General features: G+C 64.1%; 18 protein-coding genes. 8 read left to right on the top strand and 10 right to left on the bottom strand.

Going from position 1 to position 15902, the window contains the following annotated elements:
* Positions 1-5 precede the first annotated feature (5 nt).
* Positions 6-1709 (bottom strand): cupin-like domain-containing protein, encoded by a 1704-nt coding sequence (locus tag RQX22_RS08485; protein WP_315725503.1) that lies wholly within the window; start codon positions 1707-1709, stop codon positions 6-8.
* Positions 1710-2246: 537 nt separating this feature from the next.
* Here RQX22_RS08485 and RQX22_RS08480 point away from each other — a divergent pair.
* Positions 2247-2990 carry a L,D-transpeptidase family protein gene (locus RQX22_RS08480; protein ID WP_315725501.1) on the top strand — a complete coding sequence of 248 codons (744 nt, stop codon included), beginning with the start codon at positions 2247-2249 and terminating at the stop codon, positions 2988-2990.
* An 83-nt stretch (positions 2991-3073) separates the two neighbouring features.
* Here RQX22_RS08480 and RQX22_RS08475 read toward each other — a convergent pair whose 3' ends face one another.
* On the bottom strand, positions 3074-4357 hold the full coding sequence (locus RQX22_RS08475; protein WP_315725499.1) for a cystathionine gamma-synthase family protein: 1284 nt from the start codon (positions 4355-4357) through the stop codon (positions 3074-3076).
* A gap of 114 nt (positions 4358-4471) precedes the next feature.
* Here RQX22_RS08475 and RQX22_RS08470 point away from each other — a divergent pair, with 114 nt between their 5' ends.
* Both RQX22_RS08470 and RQX22_RS08465 read left to right on the top strand, forming a co-directional pair.
* A complete protein-coding gene (locus tag RQX22_RS08470; protein ID WP_315725497.1) occupies positions 4472-4930 on the top strand; it encodes an Lrp/AsnC family transcriptional regulator in 459 nt (152 codons plus the stop codon).
* Between the two features lie 113 nt (positions 4931-5043).
* The gene (locus tag RQX22_RS08465; RefSeq protein WP_315725495.1) at positions 5044-5655 is read left to right on the top strand and encodes a LuxR C-terminal-related transcriptional regulator; all 612 of its coding nucleotides are present in this window, start codon (positions 5044-5046) and stop codon (positions 5653-5655) included.
* Between the two features lie 107 nt (positions 5656-5762).
* On the opposite strand, the gene RQX22_RS08460 is transcribed toward RQX22_RS08465, so the two are convergent.
* The 4 genes from RQX22_RS08460 to RQX22_RS08445 form a co-directional block, all read right to left on the bottom strand.
* A complete protein-coding gene (locus RQX22_RS08460; RefSeq protein ID WP_315725493.1) occupies positions 5763-6668 on the bottom strand; it encodes a polyprenyl synthetase family protein in 906 nt (301 codons plus the stop codon).
* Positions 6668-7654 carry a 4-hydroxy-3-methylbut-2-enyl diphosphate reductase gene (gene ispH, locus RQX22_RS08455; RefSeq protein WP_315725491.1) on the bottom strand — a complete coding sequence of 329 codons (987 nt, stop codon included), beginning with the start codon at positions 7652-7654 and terminating at the stop codon, positions 6668-6670. The genes RQX22_RS08460 and ispH overlap by 1 nt, the downstream gene beginning before the upstream one ends.
* Positions 7655-7722: 68 nt before the next feature.
* Positions 7723-8139 (bottom strand): DUF2141 domain-containing protein, encoded by a 417-nt coding sequence (locus tag RQX22_RS08450; protein WP_315725489.1) that lies wholly within the window; start codon positions 8137-8139, stop codon positions 7723-7725.
* On the bottom strand, positions 8081-8890 hold the full coding sequence (locus RQX22_RS08445) for a sterol desaturase family protein (RefSeq protein WP_315725487.1): 810 nt from the start codon (positions 8888-8890) through the stop codon (positions 8081-8083). Before RQX22_RS08445 ends, RQX22_RS08450 begins: the two co-directional genes overlap by 59 nt.
* Before the next feature lie 56 nt (positions 8891-8946).
* Here RQX22_RS08445 and crtY point away from each other — a divergent pair, with 56 nt between their 5' ends.
* The 3 genes from crtY to RQX22_RS08430 are packed head-to-tail and all read left to right on the top strand — an operon-like array spanning position 8947 to position 12618.
* Positions 8947-10116, top strand: a complete 1170-nt coding sequence (gene crtY / locus RQX22_RS08440; RefSeq protein ID WP_315725486.1) for a lycopene beta-cyclase CrtY — start codon at positions 8947-8949, stop codon at positions 10114-10116.
* On the top strand, positions 10113-11588 hold the full coding sequence (locus RQX22_RS08435; RefSeq protein ID WP_315725484.1) for a phytoene desaturase: 1476 nt from the start codon (positions 10113-10115) through the stop codon (positions 11586-11588). The genes crtY and RQX22_RS08435 overlap by 4 nt, the downstream gene beginning before the upstream one ends.
* Positions 11572-12618, top strand: a complete 1047-nt coding sequence (locus RQX22_RS08430; protein WP_410001615.1) for a phytoene/squalene synthase family protein — start codon at positions 11572-11574, stop codon at positions 12616-12618. The genes RQX22_RS08435 and RQX22_RS08430 overlap by 17 nt, the downstream gene beginning before the upstream one ends.
* Here RQX22_RS08430 and RQX22_RS08425 read toward each other — a convergent pair.
* Both RQX22_RS08425 and RQX22_RS08420 read right to left on the bottom strand, forming a co-directional pair.
* On the bottom strand, positions 12506-13021 hold the full coding sequence (locus RQX22_RS08425; protein WP_315725481.1) for a sterol desaturase family protein: 516 nt from the start codon (positions 13019-13021) through the stop codon (positions 12506-12508). The two genes, RQX22_RS08430 and RQX22_RS08425, sit on opposite strands and share 113 nt — an antisense overlap.
* A gap of 103 nt (positions 13022-13124) precedes the next feature.
* Entirely contained in the window at positions 13125-13514 is a 390-nt protein-coding gene (locus RQX22_RS08420) for a hypothetical protein (RefSeq protein ID WP_315725479.1), read from the bottom strand.
* Positions 13515-13729: 215 nt separating this feature from the next.
* Between RQX22_RS08420 and RQX22_RS08415 the strand changes: the two genes are divergently transcribed.
* Together RQX22_RS08415 and RQX22_RS08410 are read left to right on the top strand one after the other, a co-directional pair.
* Positions 13730-14071 (top strand): hypothetical protein, encoded by a 342-nt coding sequence (locus tag RQX22_RS08415; protein ID WP_315725477.1) that lies wholly within the window; start codon positions 13730-13732, stop codon positions 14069-14071.
* Between the two features lie 360 nt (positions 14072-14431).
* On the top strand, positions 14432-14716 hold the full coding sequence (locus RQX22_RS08410; RefSeq protein WP_315725475.1) for a hypothetical protein: 285 nt from the start codon (positions 14432-14434) through the stop codon (positions 14714-14716).
* On the opposite strand, the gene RQX22_RS08405 is transcribed toward RQX22_RS08410, so the two are convergent.
* Positions 14673-15212: a winged helix DNA-binding protein gene (locus tag RQX22_RS08405; protein ID WP_315725473.1), complete on the bottom strand. Its 540-nt coding sequence runs from the start codon at positions 15210-15212 to the stop codon at positions 14673-14675. The two genes, RQX22_RS08410 and RQX22_RS08405, sit on opposite strands and share 44 nt — an antisense overlap.
* A complete protein-coding gene (locus RQX22_RS08400) occupies positions 15209-15835 on the bottom strand; it encodes an acyl-homoserine-lactone synthase (protein ID WP_315725471.1) in 627 nt (208 codons plus the stop codon). The genes RQX22_RS08405 and RQX22_RS08400 overlap by 4 nt, the downstream gene beginning before the upstream one ends.
* Positions 15836-15902 lie beyond the last annotated feature (67 nt).

Genomic DNA, 15902 nt, shown 5'->3' with positions numbered 1-15902 from the left:
AACCATCAGTCCCGCGGGAAGGTTGTGCCGAAATCGTTCTTCCAGTGAAAATCGGTGAAGGTGAAGGTGAAGCTGAAATCGAGCGCGGTCACCTGGTGCCACCAGCCGATCGGGATGAAAAGCAATTCGCCCGCTTCAAGCTCCAGCTCATAGGTGACCGCATCGCGTGCGAGCGGGAATTTTTCCAATATGTCCTCATCCATCACATCGTGGACGGCGCTGAACACGTGCCGCTCATTGTAAAGCAGTCTTGTTTCGGACGGTGGCAACAGGACGATCCACTTCGATCCGACGACCTGCGCGACCAGATTGTTGGTGAGGTCGAAGTGCAGCGGCGTGAACGTCCCCATCGGGCCGATCCATGGCATGCCGAAGCTTCCGCGCAGGAAATTGGAAATCGGACGTACATCGTCGGCCAAGGCCGCGAACGCATTCCCGTTGGCCTCGCTATTGTTCGCGGTCAGATAGGCATCGTTGCCCGGGTTCAGCGTGATCAGATCGATGAAGTCGTCGAAGGCGAGCTTGTTCTTATGCTTGTCCTTTTGCAGCTCATAACCGGCATTCCCGCTGCGCCCGCCCTGATATTCCACCGGGACAGGACCGACCTTGGCTTTGAGATAGGCCGGAGTCCAAAGCTTCAGCGCCGGCCAATCCTCCATCTCCCCGCGGAGAATGACGGGGCGGGAGGCAGAATAGAAATGCTGCAGGAAACTGGCGGCATCGACCTTTTCAAGACGCGGCACGTCGCGCGCCGGGTTGGCCAGATCGGCCAGCGCCTGCTGCACCGCAAATGTCCAATCCCGTCGCCGGAGGGCGGTCTCGGCAGAAGGCTGCGCAGCGGCCGCCCCGGTCGTGATGCGGGGGGGCGGAGCCGCGGGCCGTGCCCGCGCCGCAGCCGTCGCGTTGCGGACGGGCCCCGCTTTCGTGTCGACCCGGGCGGGCGCCGCGCCTTTCGCCATTGCAGCGGCGGCGGCATCGGCCGCGATTCGCGACGATGGCGACCCATCGAAGCGGCGGCCCGCGGCAAGTCGCTCGGCAATCTCGTCGCGCCACGGCCAGGGCTTTTCCCGGAACCATTTTGTCAGGATATATTTCGAGCCCTTTTCGACCGGCATGCCATGATGGATGGTCGACCCGTTGGGCCTCCCGAGCCGCGTCTGGTTGTTCCATGCGAGCAAGGTTCCGGTGACCGGTGTCACGCCCATGCCAAGCTTCGTGAAATAGGTGACACCGCCCGCTTCCGGCTCGTTCAGATAGATCATCAAGGTCCAGGTGCGCTGTCCGGTCTTGGCGCAGAGGCGCTGGAAGTCCGCCCCGTTGGGCTCGAAATAATCGGTATGTGCCTTGAACTCCTGGCCGACATTATATCTTTGGCCCTGGAGCGGTTCGCCGAGGATGGGATCGAGCCCGGTCAGCATGATGATCTTGTCTTCGAACGCAGCGACGTGCGGATTGGTGGCATCCATATGGCTGGTTTCGCTGGTGCGAAAATTGGCGATGCCCAGATCGTCGGCGATCGTCGATGGCCTCCAGCCGCCCTCCATGATGTCGATCAGGCGCGCGCATTCATCGGCGCTGAGGAAATTGGCGAACATGAAGAGTTCGATCTCGGGCGAAGGGAATTCCTGCGCTCCGGGCTGCATCCGAAGTCGCCGGGCGATATCGACTGCACTCGTCCGAAACGTGTTGGCGACGGGTTCGGCTAGCATCGCGAAACTCCCGACAATGCCGAACGGTGCCGCTGCATCTTGCGGCAGCTCCCAAAGCCGGCAAAGGCGAGAGGAGGCAATTCCCTGTTTACGGATTCAAATACCCGCTTTTGGCAACAACAGTTCATTATCCACTCCCGACGACAAAAGAGCCTTGGGTGTACGCGGAACTCGCAACCGAATCGAACTTATCTACTTACCATAGCGGTAAAACACTTCACAACAATCTATCCCGACTTCCTGCCCTAATACATCGACTTGTAAAGCGATTGTCCGCCTCTTTCTAAATTGCAACATCAATATTTATGAGATTCTCGATTCAGTTTTCCATCGACATGTTTCGACGCCGGCTTGTGGATTGAAGCACCGTCCGGGCGGCGGCGTGGCACCTATGGCGCGCGACCACGTCACACTATGCCAGGGCGCGTCGTCATCGGTCGGCATCGCATGAACGACAAGGCATCCGACCGTCCCGATCAGATACAGGCGGAAAGAGCCCCATGGCCATGAGGCGAACGCTCCTGTTAGGCGACATTCATGGTGAAGAATATCCTAACGAGCCGTCGCAAGAGAAGCATGCTGTCGCCCGCCCGCGTCGCGGCCTGCCTCGCTTTCGCCGCCCTGCTGTCCTCGCCGACGCCGCCTTCGGCGCATATCCGGACTGCCGATTCCGCGCCGGCCCGAACCCCGGCACCCGCACCCGTGGCCCTCCAATCCGGCAAGGCCGCAGCCATGGCAGCGCCGACCCCCGCCGCTCCATCGGCACCGGCCCCAGTGCCGGCGCCCGTGGCGGTGCCTGCATCGGCATCGCCGCCCGCCCCGACCGCTGCCGACTTCAAGGTCACCTCGGTGCTCGGGCTGGAACATTGGCTGCGGTCGGGCGAATATGCCTGGGACGATGAAGGCGTGCCACCTGGGCCGATCAAGATCGTCGTCGATCTGCGCGCGCGCCAGCTCCATGCCTATCGCGGCGGCGTCGAGATCGGCCGTTCATCGATCATGTATGGCGACGACGAAAAGCCGACGCCGATGGGCATCTTTCCGATCCTGCAAAAGAAACGCCACCACATCTCGAATCTCTACAACGCGCCCATGCCCTATATGATGCGGCTGACCTGGGACGGCATTGCGATCCACGCTTCGGACGTCCGCGACGCTTATGCCACCCATGGCTGTGTCGGTGTCCCCGACGAATTTGCGGCCTTGCTGTTCGCCCAGGCGGGTCTCGGCGACTATGTGATGATCACGGAAGGTTGGATGCGCCCGAGCCGGAGCGCCTGAAAGCCGCTGGCTATCCCGGTCCTTGCCGAAACCGGCCGATCACCACCTGCTTCCGCAATGGTCCTACCGGCGGTCACCCTGCGTCACGCGCCATCGAGCGCCAAGGCGAGATCGGCGATGAGATCGGCGGGATGTTCGATGCCGATCGACAGGCGGATCGTGCTGTCGAGCACCCCGATCCGCTGACGCACGTCGGCGGGCACGCCGGAATGAGTCATGCTGGCGGGATGGCTGGCGAGCGATTCGGTTCCGCCAAGACTGACGGCGAGCTTCATGATCTGCAGTGCATTGAGGAATCGATAGGCGGCCGGTTGACCGCCGACGATGTCGAACGCGAAGGTCGATCCGGCGCCGGAACATTGTGCCGCAAAGGCACGGCCGACCGCCGTGTCGGGGGCGGCGAACGGCAGATAGTGAAGCGCCGCGACCTTGGCATGGCCCTTCAGGAAGTCGGCGACGATGCGTGCATTGTCATTCGCCTTTTCCATGCGCACGGCGAGTGTTTCCATCGACCGGCCCAGCATCCAGCAGGAATGCGGATCGAGCTGCGTCCCGATCGCGCTCTTGAGCATGCGCACCTGACGCATCAGCGCCTTCGATCCCAAAGCGGCGCCGGCGATCAGATCGGAATGGCCGCCGACATATTTGGTGAGGGAATAGATGGAGATGTCGGCGCCATGCTCGATCGGCCGCTGAAAGACTGGCCCCAGCAGGGTGTTGTCGCAGAGGAAGACCGGGCGATGTCCCTGGCGCCGTTCCAGCGCGTCGGCCAATGCCTTGATCATGGCAAGATCGACGAGGCTGTTGGTCGGATTGGCCGGCGTTTCGACCAGCAAGGCCGCGACGCGGCCGTGGCGGGCGCCCTCCTCCATGGCCGAAGCGACCGATGTCCTGTCGAGCCCATCGGCGAATCCGATTGCGATGATCCCGAATTCTGCCAGCGTCTTGGCGAGCAGCGTCTCGGTGCCGCCATAAAGCGGCTGCGAATGAACGATGACGTCGCCCGGCCGCACGAAGGCAAGCAAGGTCGTGGCGATCGCGGCCATGCCGGAGGAGAACAGGACGCAGGCTTCGGCCCTTTCATAGAGCGCGAGCCTGTCTTCCACGATCTCGCTATTGGGATGGTTGAACCGCGAATAGACGAGGCCCGCGGCCTGGCCTTCGGGCGGCTGCTTGCGGCCGGAACTGAAGTCGAAGAAGTCGCGCCCTTCTTCCGCATTCCTGAACACGAAGGTCGAGGTGAGGAACACGGGAGGCTTCACCGCGCCTTCCGACAGCGCAGGATCGAAGCCGTAATTCAGCATCTGGGTCTCCGGATGCAAGGCATGATCGCCGATATGGGTCTTGTAGATTGCGCCTGTCGTCATACTGCCTCACGGTAATGGTTTCGCGCAATCATATGGCAGATTGAGGGGCATAGGCTTGCAAATATGCCCTCGTGTGGCCAGTAAGCCGCAAATAAATCAAAGGTTGATTGAATTATGCCACAAAAGATTGCTGATGCTACCGATCGTCGCATCCTCAAGGCGCTCATTGCGGATGCGCGGATCAGCAATAACGAACTTGCCGAACGCGCCGGCATCACGCCTTCGCCCTGCCTCCGCCGGGTCCGCCGCATGGAAGAAGCCGGGATCATCCGGGGCTATACGACGCGGGTCGATCCGATCGTCGACGGATGGACCATGTCGGCGATGGTGATCGTGCGGCTGAACCGCCAGCACGAGGATGAGATCGTGATGTTCGAAGATGCCGTCCGATCGTGGGGCGAAGTGATGGAATGCCATCTCGTCGCCGGCACGCCCGATTATATCCTCAAGGTGATGAGTTCCGGACTCGACAGCTACGAACGCTTCATCAAGGAAAAGATCGCGCGGCTCAATTGCGTCTCCAGCATCGAGACCTGCTTCATCATGGGCACGATCAAGGAGCGGAGCATCTGAGGGCCGCGGCGGGGCCGGACCAGGGAGCTGCGTGACGCACCATCTGTGGCGAAGCATGCCGCAAGCACAGCGCCATTGCCGCCGTCGCACGACATGATAGGCAGGGCGGCGAGATGACCGACAGTGACGAGCCGGAGCGGCTGATCGCTTCCATAGAGGAGACACCGATCGCGACGGTGATCACCAATCCGCGTCTTGCCGATAATCCGATCATCGCCGTCAATGCCGCCTTCGAACGCCTGACCGGCTATGGCCGGGGCGACGCGATCGGCCGCAATTGCCGCTTCCTGGCCGGGCGGGAGACCGAAACGTCCGGATCGCAGATGCTGCGCGATGCGATAGAAGGGGCCCGCCCTGGCTTCGCCGAACTGGTCAATTACCGCAGGGACGGCTCTGCCTTCCGCAACGCGGTCATGATCGCACCGATCTTCAGCGAGGATGGCGGCCTCGTCTATTTCATCGGCTCGCAGATGGACGTCAGCCACGGCTCGGGGACGCCAGCGATCACCCGACGGCACCAGGCGGGCGTTCATGTGGCGCAGCTCACCCAGCGCCAGCGCCAGGTGCTTCAGGAGATGATGAACGGCTATCGCAACAAGCAGATCGCGGCACGGCTGGGGATCAGCGAGAAGACGGTGAAGATGCACCGCGCCGCGCTGCTGACCCGGCTTGGCGTAGCCACCTCCGCCGATGCGGTGCGGATTGCCGTCGAAGCGGGGCTGTAGCGCCGTTTCTCTCGTTTCCTCCTAAACATTTGAATAGAGCCGGATTCACTTCATCGGCGGAAGCGCGAAGCGCTGCCAACTCAAACGGCCAGACTCCAGCTTCGTCTTCAGCGGTCGCGGGCGATCGCATAGCGTGCGATCGCGCGCAGCAGATCTGCATCGCGGCCGAAGCCCTGAAGCTGGCGGATCGCCTTTGCCACCAGATGGTCGGCGCGGCGACGGGCGCCGGCAATGCCGAACAGGGAAACGAAGCTGGCCTTGCCCTGCCCCGCATCCTTGCCGACCCTCTTCCCGATCTTTGCCTCGTCGCCCTCGGCATCGAGCAGATCGTCGGCGATCTGGAAGGCGAGGCCCAGGCAATTGGCATAAGTGGCCAGGCGACGGGCAAGGACCGGCGCGGCACGGCCCATGACCGCGCCGGCGTCCAGGCACCAGCCGATCAGCGCCCCCGTTTTCAATATCTGGATCCGGACGATGTCGGCGGATTCGACGCGCTGATGATCCGCCAGCAGGTCCAGCATCTGGCCGCCGGCCATACCAGACGGGCCGGCCGCCGCGGCGAGACGGGCGATCAGGTCCGCGCGCACGCCAGGATCGTTATGGGTGCGGGCATCAGCGAGCGTTTCGAAGGCCAGGGCCATCAATGCGTCGCCGGCGAGCACAGCGGTGGCTTCGTCGAAAGCACAATGGACGCTCGGCTTGCCGCGCCTCAGATCGTCATCGTCCATGCACGGCAGATCGTCATGGATCAGCGAATGAACGTGGATCGCTTCGACGGCGAGACCCGCGCGCAACGCCTCTCCGCGCGAAACGCCGAACAGGCTTGCGGAGGCGAGCACGAGCAGCGGCCGCATCCGCTTGCCGCCGCCCATCGCGGCATAGCGCATCGCATCGCATAGCCGGTTCGAATGACACGCCGGACGCAGTGCCTGATCGAACAAATGGTCGATGTCCGCGGCGACGCGCTCCATTTCCGGTTTCAGGGTGAAGGCCCCGGCGGCGGCGTGAAGCATCAATGGATCTTCAATGGCTTGAAAGAGACCGTTTCGGCGACATGCTCGACCTCCTCGACCTGGACGTCGAACCGGCCGGCCAGGGCGGCAACGATGCCTTCGACCGTGGCCTCGGGCGTCGAGGCGGCCGACGTGATCGCCACGATGCGGCTGCGCGTCAGCAGCGACCAATCGACATGGGAAGCGTCGGCGACGAGCTGGACCGACGGACAGCCGAAGGCTGAAGCGACCTCCGCCAGGCGGCAGGCATTGGAGGAAAAATGCTCGCCGGCGACGATCATCGCATCCACGCGCGGCGCCAGCGATCTGACCGCGGCCTGGCGGTTTGTGGTGGCATAGCAGATGTCGCTTCCGCGGGGGCCGCGGGCATCGCTGAAGCGCGCTTCGATCGCGGCAACGATGGCGGCCGCTTCGTCGGCGGAATAAGTGGTTTGGACGGCATAGGCGACCGGCGTTCCGGGATCGAGATCGAGCATTTGGACGGCCTCCGCGCTGTCCACCACGAAGGCGGCGCCTTCCGGCAATTGCCCGAGCGTGCCGATCGTCTCCGGATGCCCTTCATGACCGATCAGGATGACGCGGCGGCCATCCTGGTGGTGACGGACGACCCCTTGATGCACCTTGGCAACGAGCGGACAGATCGCGTTGAAGACGCGCTGGCCCCTGTTCCGGCCGTCCGCTTCGACGTGCCGGGCGACGCCGTGCGCCGACAGGATCACCACGGCGCCATCGGGCACCTCGGATAATTCCTCGACGAATATCGCGCCCTTCGCCTCGAGCGACCGAACCACGGCCAGGTTGTGGACGATGGCGCGGCGAACGAAGACAGGCGGGCCGAAGCGGCGCAGCGCCTGCTCGACCGCATCGATCGCCCGCCGCACGCCGGCGCAAAAGCCCCGCGGAGCCGCCAGCAGGACGCGCAGCGGGGGAAGCGGCCGGCCGCGGGTCATCCCTTGCCTGGGATATTGTTCGGGGAGAGGGTCCAAATCGGCAATCCTGCAGCACCACCCCTTCACTGAGGTCTAGAGGGTGCCACCCCCCGGGTCCACATGGACTAAAGGATGTAGCGCATCCGGATGGTCTGGCGGCTCGTGCCGGGGCCGACTGTGAAGCGGGCATCGGCGAAGCTGGGCGGACCGAAGCGTATCGGGGCATTGTTGGAGAAGCCGAAGCCCTCCTTCGGCACCATTACGAACATGTCCATCCGGCCATTGCCGTTTTCGTCATGGAGCAGGGCAATGGCATAATCGCCAGGCACGACGGCGGAAAAACGCGCCAGCGTCGCCGACGCCGCCGGAAGGGTCATGCGGGAGGCCGCGGGATCGTCGCGGCAATCCGGGAAACGATCGGGATCGGCTGTCAGGCAGATCTGGACCAGGCCACGCGCGCTGCGCAGCCGCTCGATCCGGATCTCAACGCTGCCGGAACGCGCCGTCGGCGCTGGCTCCGCCTGCAGCGGCTGGAACGACATCGGCACGATGATCAGCGCCGGAAGCTGCAATATCGAACGCGCCAAGGCCCTTGTCCGTCCGGCACAGGCGGTCCCAGAAACGGAAATAGAGCCCATAATTGCACCTATATTCCTGATGGTGGCGCTGATGATGGCTGGCAGTGATGAGCCAATGCCCCAGACGCCCGCGCACCAGAGCCTGCGGAAAGGCTTCCCAGCCCATATGATTGGTGACGCCCATGACGGTCATGATCGTCAGGACGACAAGCAAGGCCAGATAGTGGATCGGGATGAACAAGACCAGTACGGGAATGACGACCGCTCCCGTCATCGCTTCCAGCGGATGGAAGCTCATCGCCGCCCAGGCCGTCGGCGGACGGCTGGCGTGATGGACGGCATGGGCGATCCGGAACGGCCCGGGCCGATGCATCCAGCGATGAGTCCAGTAGAACCATGCATCGTGGAGGATAAGATAAAGCAGGATCGAAACCGGCATCCACCAGAGCGCATGATCGTTCGCGTCCGTGTAGATGCGGGTCCAGCCATGCTGCTGCCAGCCCCAGGCGACGAGCCCGGCCGGCGCGCCGTAGATGAGGGCGCTCGCCAGCGACCAGCCGATCTCCTTGCGGATCTGGCGGGCGCGGCCTCCGTGGAATCCGGGAAAACGGCGTTCCGTCAGCCAGGCGAAAGCGCCGCTCGCCGCCAGATAGCGCAGGCCGACGATCAGGCTCATGGCAAGGACGGAAAGGATCAGGGCGGAGGCAAGCGCCATCAACTGCCTATAGGCGAGGCATGGCGATATGCGAAGCACCCGCGTAAGGCGGACCCATGGCGGGCGATCCGAACAGGCTGATCATTGCGGGCGGCGGCCTTTCCGGCTGCCTCGCCGCCTTGGCGCTGGCGAAGCTCCGACCGGAGGTGCCGATCCTGCTGATCGAGCAAGGCGAGCGTTTCGGCGGGAACCATATCTGGTCCTTCTTCGATCCCGACGTGGCGCCGGAGGCGCGCTGGCTCGTCGATCCCCTGATAGAACGGAACTGGCCCGCCTACGATATCGCCTTTCCGAAGCGGCGACGCACCATTCCGGTCGGCTATAACAGCATCCGATCGGACCGGCTCGACGCGCTGACGCGGTCGGCGCTCCGGCCGGAGCAGCGCCGGACAGGCGCCGTCATCGACAGGCTGGCGGTGGACCATGTGCTGCTCGCCGCCGGCGAGCGAATCGACGGCGCCGCCATCATCGACGCGCGGGGCCCCGGAGATCTGGTCGGCCTCGACCTCGGCTGGCAGAAGTTCGTCGGCCGTCTCTTGAGGTTCGAGGTGCCGCACGGCCTCGCCCGGCCGATCGTGATGGATGGTCTGGTCGATCAGTCGGAAGGCTATCGCTTCGTCTACTGCCTCCCGTTCGACGATCATCGGATGCTGGTGGAGGACACATATTACAGCCTATCGCCCAGTCTCGACGCGGCCGCGCTGGGCGCACGGATCGAGCAGTATGTCGCTGACCGGGGCTGGGGCCCCGCCGCGATCGAAAGTGAGGAAAAGGGCGTGCTTCCCGTTGCCATGGGCGGATCGGTGGAAACGCTCTGGACGGGGGGAGCACCGATCCCGCGGCTCGGCCTTCGCGGCGGCTTCTTCCATCCGACAACCGGCTATTCGCTGCCCGATGCCGTGCGTATCGCCCTGCTGCTGGCAGACCAGAAGATATTGACGACCGCCGCGCTCCATGAACGGCTGATGGCGGAGGCGAAACGTCTGTGGCGGCAACGCCTCTTCTACCGGCTGCTCGATCGGATGCTGCTGCGCGCCGCGATACCCGATCGGCGCTATCGACTGCTTGAGCATTTTTACCGTCTTGATCCGGCGCTGATCCACCGCTTCTATGCCGGCCACTCGACCCTGGGTGACAGGATCGGGATCCTCAGCGGCACGCCCCCGGTGCCGATCGGCAGCGCGATATGGGCGCTCGCCGGCGGCGGGCGCGAAAGGAAGCAATGAAGCGAGCAGCGATCATCGGCGCCGGCTTCGGCGGCCTCGCGCTCGGCATACGTCTCCAGTCTGCGGGGATCGCGACCACGATCGTGGAGGCCCGCGACCGGCCTGGAGGCCGCGCCTATATGTGGCGACGCGACGGCTATGTGTTCGATGCGGGACCGACCGTCATCACCGACCCCGATTGCCTGGGCGAATTGTGGGCGCTCAGCGGCCGCGACCTTGCCGACGACGTGACGCTGATGCCGATTTCGCCTTTCTACCGCCTGTCCTGGCCGGACGGGACCAGCTTCGATTATTCCAACGACGACGATGCGCTGACGCGCCAGATCGGCCGGCTCGATCCCGCCGATATCCAGGGCTATCGCAATTTCCTGGCCTATTCGGCCGGCGTCTATCGCGAAGGCTATGAAAAGCTCGGCGCAGTCCCCTTCCTGGATTTCAAATCGATGTTGAGCGCGGCGCCCGCCCTTGCCCGCTACCAGGCCTGGCGATCCGTCTATTCGATCGTGTCGAGCTTCGTGCGCAACGAGAAGCTCCGACAGGCATTGTCCTTCCACACCCTGCTTGTCGGCGGCAATCCCATGACGACCAGCGCCATCTATGCGCTCATCCACAAGCTGGAACGGGACGGCGGGGTATGGTTCGCGAAAGGCGGAACCAGCGCCTTGATCGACGGCATGGCCCGACACTTCCAGCGCCTCGGCGGCGCGTTGCGACTCGACGATCCTGTCGAGGAGATAGTGACCCAAGGCGACCGCGCGACCGGTCTGCGCACCCGCGGCGGCTGGCGCGCGGACTTCGATGCGATCGCGTCGAACGGCGACGTGGTGCACAGCTACGCACTGCTGAAGGGCCATCCGCGCGGCCGCCGGGCCGGCGCCAGGCTCCGACGCAAGCGCTTTTCCCCATCCTTGTTCGTCGTCCATTTCGGGGCGCGCGGCGATTGGCCGGACGTCGCCCATCATTCCATCCTGTTCGGACCACGCTATCGTGGGTTGCTCGGCGACATCTACGACAAGGGACGGCTGGCCGACGATCCATCCATCTACCTCCACCATCCCAGCATCACCGATCCGCAGATGGCGCCGCCGGGCTGCTCCGCCTTCTACGCGCTGGCGCCCGTCCCTCACCTCGGCAAGCTCGACATCGACTGGGCGATCGAAGGTCCGCTCTATCGCGACCGGCTTCTTGCCATCGTCGAGCAGCGGATGATGCCCGGCCTTCGGGACCGGATCGAAAACTGCTTCCATTACACGCCGGCCGATTTCCACACCGATCTCGGCGCCCATCTCGGCTCCGCCTTCAGCCTGGAGCCGCTGCTGACGCAAAGCGCCTGGTTCCGGGTCCACAATCGCGACGACGTGATCGCCAACCTCTATTTCGTCGGCGCCGGCACGCATCCCGGGGCAGGTATTCCGGGCGTGGTCGGCAGCGCCAAGGCGACGGCCGTCCTTATGGTTGCGGATCTTGGCTGATCGCCGCCGGCTGGTGGCCGAGGCGCGGGCGACGATCGCGCGCGGATCGAAATCCTTCCGCACCGCGAGCCGCCTCTTCGACCGCGAAACGCGGGAACGGGCCTGGCTGCTTTATGCCTGGTGCCGGGCCTGCGACGATCTCGCCGATGGCCAGACGCTCGGCCATGACGCGCGCGCCGGCGTCGACGGCGCGGCCGCGATCGCGCTGATGCGGGCGCGTACGGCCGCCGTCCTGGCCGGCGAAGAGGTCGGCGACATGCCGTTCGATGCGCTCGGCCTCGTCGCCCGGGAATGTTCGATCCCGCACGCCTTCATCCAGGACCATTTGCAGGGTTTCGCCCTGGATGCGGAGGGGTGGCGGCCGCGGACCGAACATGATCTCCTCACCTATTGCTATCATGTCGCCGGCGCGGTCGGCTGCATGATGGCGGTGCTGATGGGCGTGGACGCCAACGACACGGATACGCTCGACCGCGCGTCCGATCTGGGCATCGCCTTCCAGCTCGCCAATATCGCGCGGGATGTCGGCGCCGATCATGCCGCCGGGCGCTGCTATCTGCCCGTGTCGTGGCTGGACGAGCATGGGCTTTGCGAAGACGGACTGATGGAGCCGGCCAGCCGCGCCGAACTCGCCATATTGGCCGCGCGGCTGGATGCACTGGCGGCCGTCTACGAAGACTCCGCCCGGGTCGGCGCGCGCCGGCTGCCCTTCCGTTCCCGCTGGGCCGTCCTGTCGGCCGCGGGGATCTATGGAGCGATTGCTCGCGAGGTCGCGCGTCGGGGTCCGGCGGCCTGGGATGAACGGGTCAGGATCGGCAAGCCGGATAAGCTGCGCCACATGATCGCCGCTTGGCGCGAGGCCGGCCGGCCGGCGGCCGCTGCTGTCGTCGCCCGAACCGGATTGTGGACGCGGCGCGTCAGAGCTGATCCGGTCTTGCCACCCTCGGCGAGCGCAGATGAGCATCCGCCGAAGCGGCCAACCGCGCCTTCAATATCTCCGGACGCGGCGCATGGAGGAAGCCGAAGCTGACCGAGCCATATTTGCTTGTCGTCGCGTGATGAAGCCGATGAGCCTGGATGATCCGTTTCATATAGGCGGATCGCGGCAGGTAGCGATGACCGATGCGGCGGTGGACGATCACGTCGTGGAAACCGAAATAGATGGCGCCATAAGCGGCGATGCCGGCACCGACCCAGATCGCCCACTCCCCCCAGGCGAGATGGACGCCGCCATAGAGCAGCAGGATCGAAGGCAGCGCGAAAATCAGCGCATAGAGATCATTGGCCTCGAACCGGCCCGTACGCTCTCGATGATGGCTTGCGTGGAGAAACCAGCCGGGACCGTGCATGATCCAGCGATGCGCCGCATATGCCACGCCTTCCATGGCAAGGATGGTGACCAGGAGGAGCAGGGGACCGGTGGCAGGATGCATGACCCCCCTTATACAGGAAAGCGGGGTGCCGCCCCAATCACTTTTCGGCGCCGAGACGATCGGGGTAGCGACCGCGTGTCCCGCTCGTCGGGACGTCGCGCCTTCAGGCGGTCAGCTCGGCGGTGGCGGGCCAGCTTATCGCAAGGTTCCGGCGGGCATTTCCGTAGACTTCGGCGTCCCCGCTGGCTGCGGCCTCCTTCGCCGTCGGTCCATTCAGAAGCGGCCGTTCGTGGCGAATGAATGGCTTGGCCGGATCGGCATTCCCGGCCTGGAGCCAATGTCCATGCGCAGGCGCAAAGCTGTGCAGCCAGCCGAGTTCCCCCGCCAGGCGTTGCCCGAACAAGGGACCGAAGGACAAGGCCCTGCGCAGATGCATGGACGAAAGCTCCAGGTGCAAGGCAGCCGCTTCCGGGCGCGACGCGCAATAGGCGCTTTCCAGCTCGGCCCGCGCCCGTGCGGCATGATAGTCCCGATTCCGGTCGCTGACGGACATGGCGCCCTCCCATTCTTATAGCGATTCGACCATAGATCGGGCCCGCGACAGGTTCGTGACTCCGCCAACCCCGGTGATGGCCACCGCCGAGGGATCGGACGAACCCGTTACAATTTGCGACCATTATCCCCGCGCCCCGGCACAAGATTGCGACATCGGGGTTTCATATCCGCCTGACGCCGAGTGGCGTGGTCAAGGAAGCAAAGGAATGAAGTATGCGTAAGGCAATATTCGCGATCGTCATGGCGTCCACCGCCATCGCCGCCGCTCCGGCCTCGGCCCAGATGTGGAGACTCCAGCCGTCCGTCCAGCGTCAGATCCAGGGCGACATCAACCAGCTCGAACGGCAGATCCAGCGCGCGCAGCAGCGGCGCGCCATCTCGCCGCGCGAAGCCCAGGGCCTTCGTCGTGACGCCCTCAACCTTCAACGCCTGTACAACCGCTACGGCCGCAACGGCCTCGACCGGCGGGAGGTTGCGGATCTTGAGATGCAGACCAACCGACTCCGTCAGCGGCTACGGCTGGAACGCCGCGACTGGGACGGGCGCCGAGGCTGAGCGGACCGGATCCCGCGCAAAAGGCAGAGGGGCGCCGCAGCAAAGCGGCGTCCCTTTTGCCATGCCGACATCACTATGCCGGCACTGGCGTCGACGTCTCGATAGGTCCGCGACTTGGACCCAATTTGAGAGGGGTGGTCGTTCGATCGGACCGCACATTACCTTACGGCATCCTCACCTTTTTGTTCAGCTGCAGGTCAAGAATAACCTGGATCAATATGAGAAAAGGCTACGCAGGCCTGTCTCAAGAGGCTATCGACAATGTAATAGTTGCGTCGCAACTGGTCTTCGGGGTTGACCATTCTCGAACGGCCCCAGAAAAAGTGGAACCCCCGCTAGCCCTATTGAGGCTATTGTTGTATGAAACCATGCAGAACGGGGAAAACCCGCATCCATCATTCAGCTCCTTCGATCGAAGGAACAGGTTCATCGCCGCGCATGACATGTGGAAGAGATGCCGACATGGGGGAAAATGAATATCGGGAACCGCAGGAATGGCCACAGATCGTGGAACTGTACACGATGGCCAACCTCCTGCTCAAGGAACTGGACGAACTGCAAATGCATCAGGCGGCGGCTTACGTCTCGACGGCCGTGGAGATCATGAAGCGGGATCATCCTGATCTCGGGAAATCTGCTGACTGAAGAACAGGTTCATCCTGGTCCGGCCCTTTTCCGTCAGCTCCAGGAAGGTGCTTCGTGAATCGCGCGGGTGGGGCCGCCGCACGACCAGGCCGATCTCGACGAGATGCGCGATGTGACGGAGCGCAGTGGTCGAAGGTACCGAAGCGGCTATGCACGCACTGGAGACACTGACATTCTGGCCTTCATGCTGGGCGATGAACAGGTCCAGCAGGATGTCCCAGGAAGGATCGGCGAACAGCCGGCCGCCGAAAATCCGATCGCGCTCCCGCCGCGACATGTAGGAACGCCGTGCTTCCCTGAGCACGTCGATTCCCTCTCCCGACGGAGCCTCGCCTTCATGGCTGACGTCCAGCAATTCGCGGAGCAGCGAATCCATCTGCAGGATGATCTCCTCCAGCCGCGAATGTTTGGGGGGTGCGCCCGCCGGCCTGTTCGCTTCGGCCAACTCCTCGATCAGTTCGAGCCGCCTGGCCCGTATGTCCCGATCCGGCGTCATGCCGCTTGCCTTTTCGGTTGCACGATACGCAGCACGGGCTTTTCGATCCGCAGTCGCCGCCGCATGGCCATCAGGCTGCCCGGTTCCACATCGATCTGCAAGGCCTGAAGCTGCTCGCCCTCGCACAAAGTAGGGAGACCGAGCGGAACGACCGACCATCCGACCGAGAGCAAGGCGGGAACGCGGCTGGCTTCCGCCACCAAAGTGTAGCGCGTGATCCCATTACCGGTGGCGAATTCGAGCAGCGCCAGCGCGAGCATCCGGTGGACCCTCAACATGGTCGTGCCCTGGGCGTCGGTGGGGTTGGTCACCAGCCGCGAGATTTCCCAGACATCCTCGCCGATCGGGGCGCCGTCGCGGCACAGATTGGCGAACAGGGTCTGCAGCATGTGCGGCTGAGTGGATGGCAGCAGCCGCACCGAGCCCTGATGGCGTCCGTCGTCGGACCGCGCCAGCAGATAGACGGCGAAATCATTGTCGAACTCGTCGACCTCGAGCCAGCTGCCGCGCGCCGGCAGACGCCAGCCGAACCGGTCGACAAACACTTGTTTGCGGTCATGATGCATCTGCATCAACGCTCCAGCGAAACCAAAGCGCGCTTCCGGCAGTACCAAATCGATCATCCCACGTCCTCCATGCTCGCCATGTCGCCGGAGGTGGCCAAGGATCATACCCCGGTAACTACCGGGT

Origin of the sequence: Sphingosinicella rhizophila (genome assembly GCF_032378825.1) — a bacterium.
In the GTDB taxonomy this organism is placed as follows: domain Bacteria; phylum Pseudomonadota; class Alphaproteobacteria; order Sphingomonadales; family Sphingomonadaceae; genus Allosphingosinicella; species Allosphingosinicella rhizophila.
This window is presented reverse-complemented; position numbering and strand designations above follow the sequence as displayed.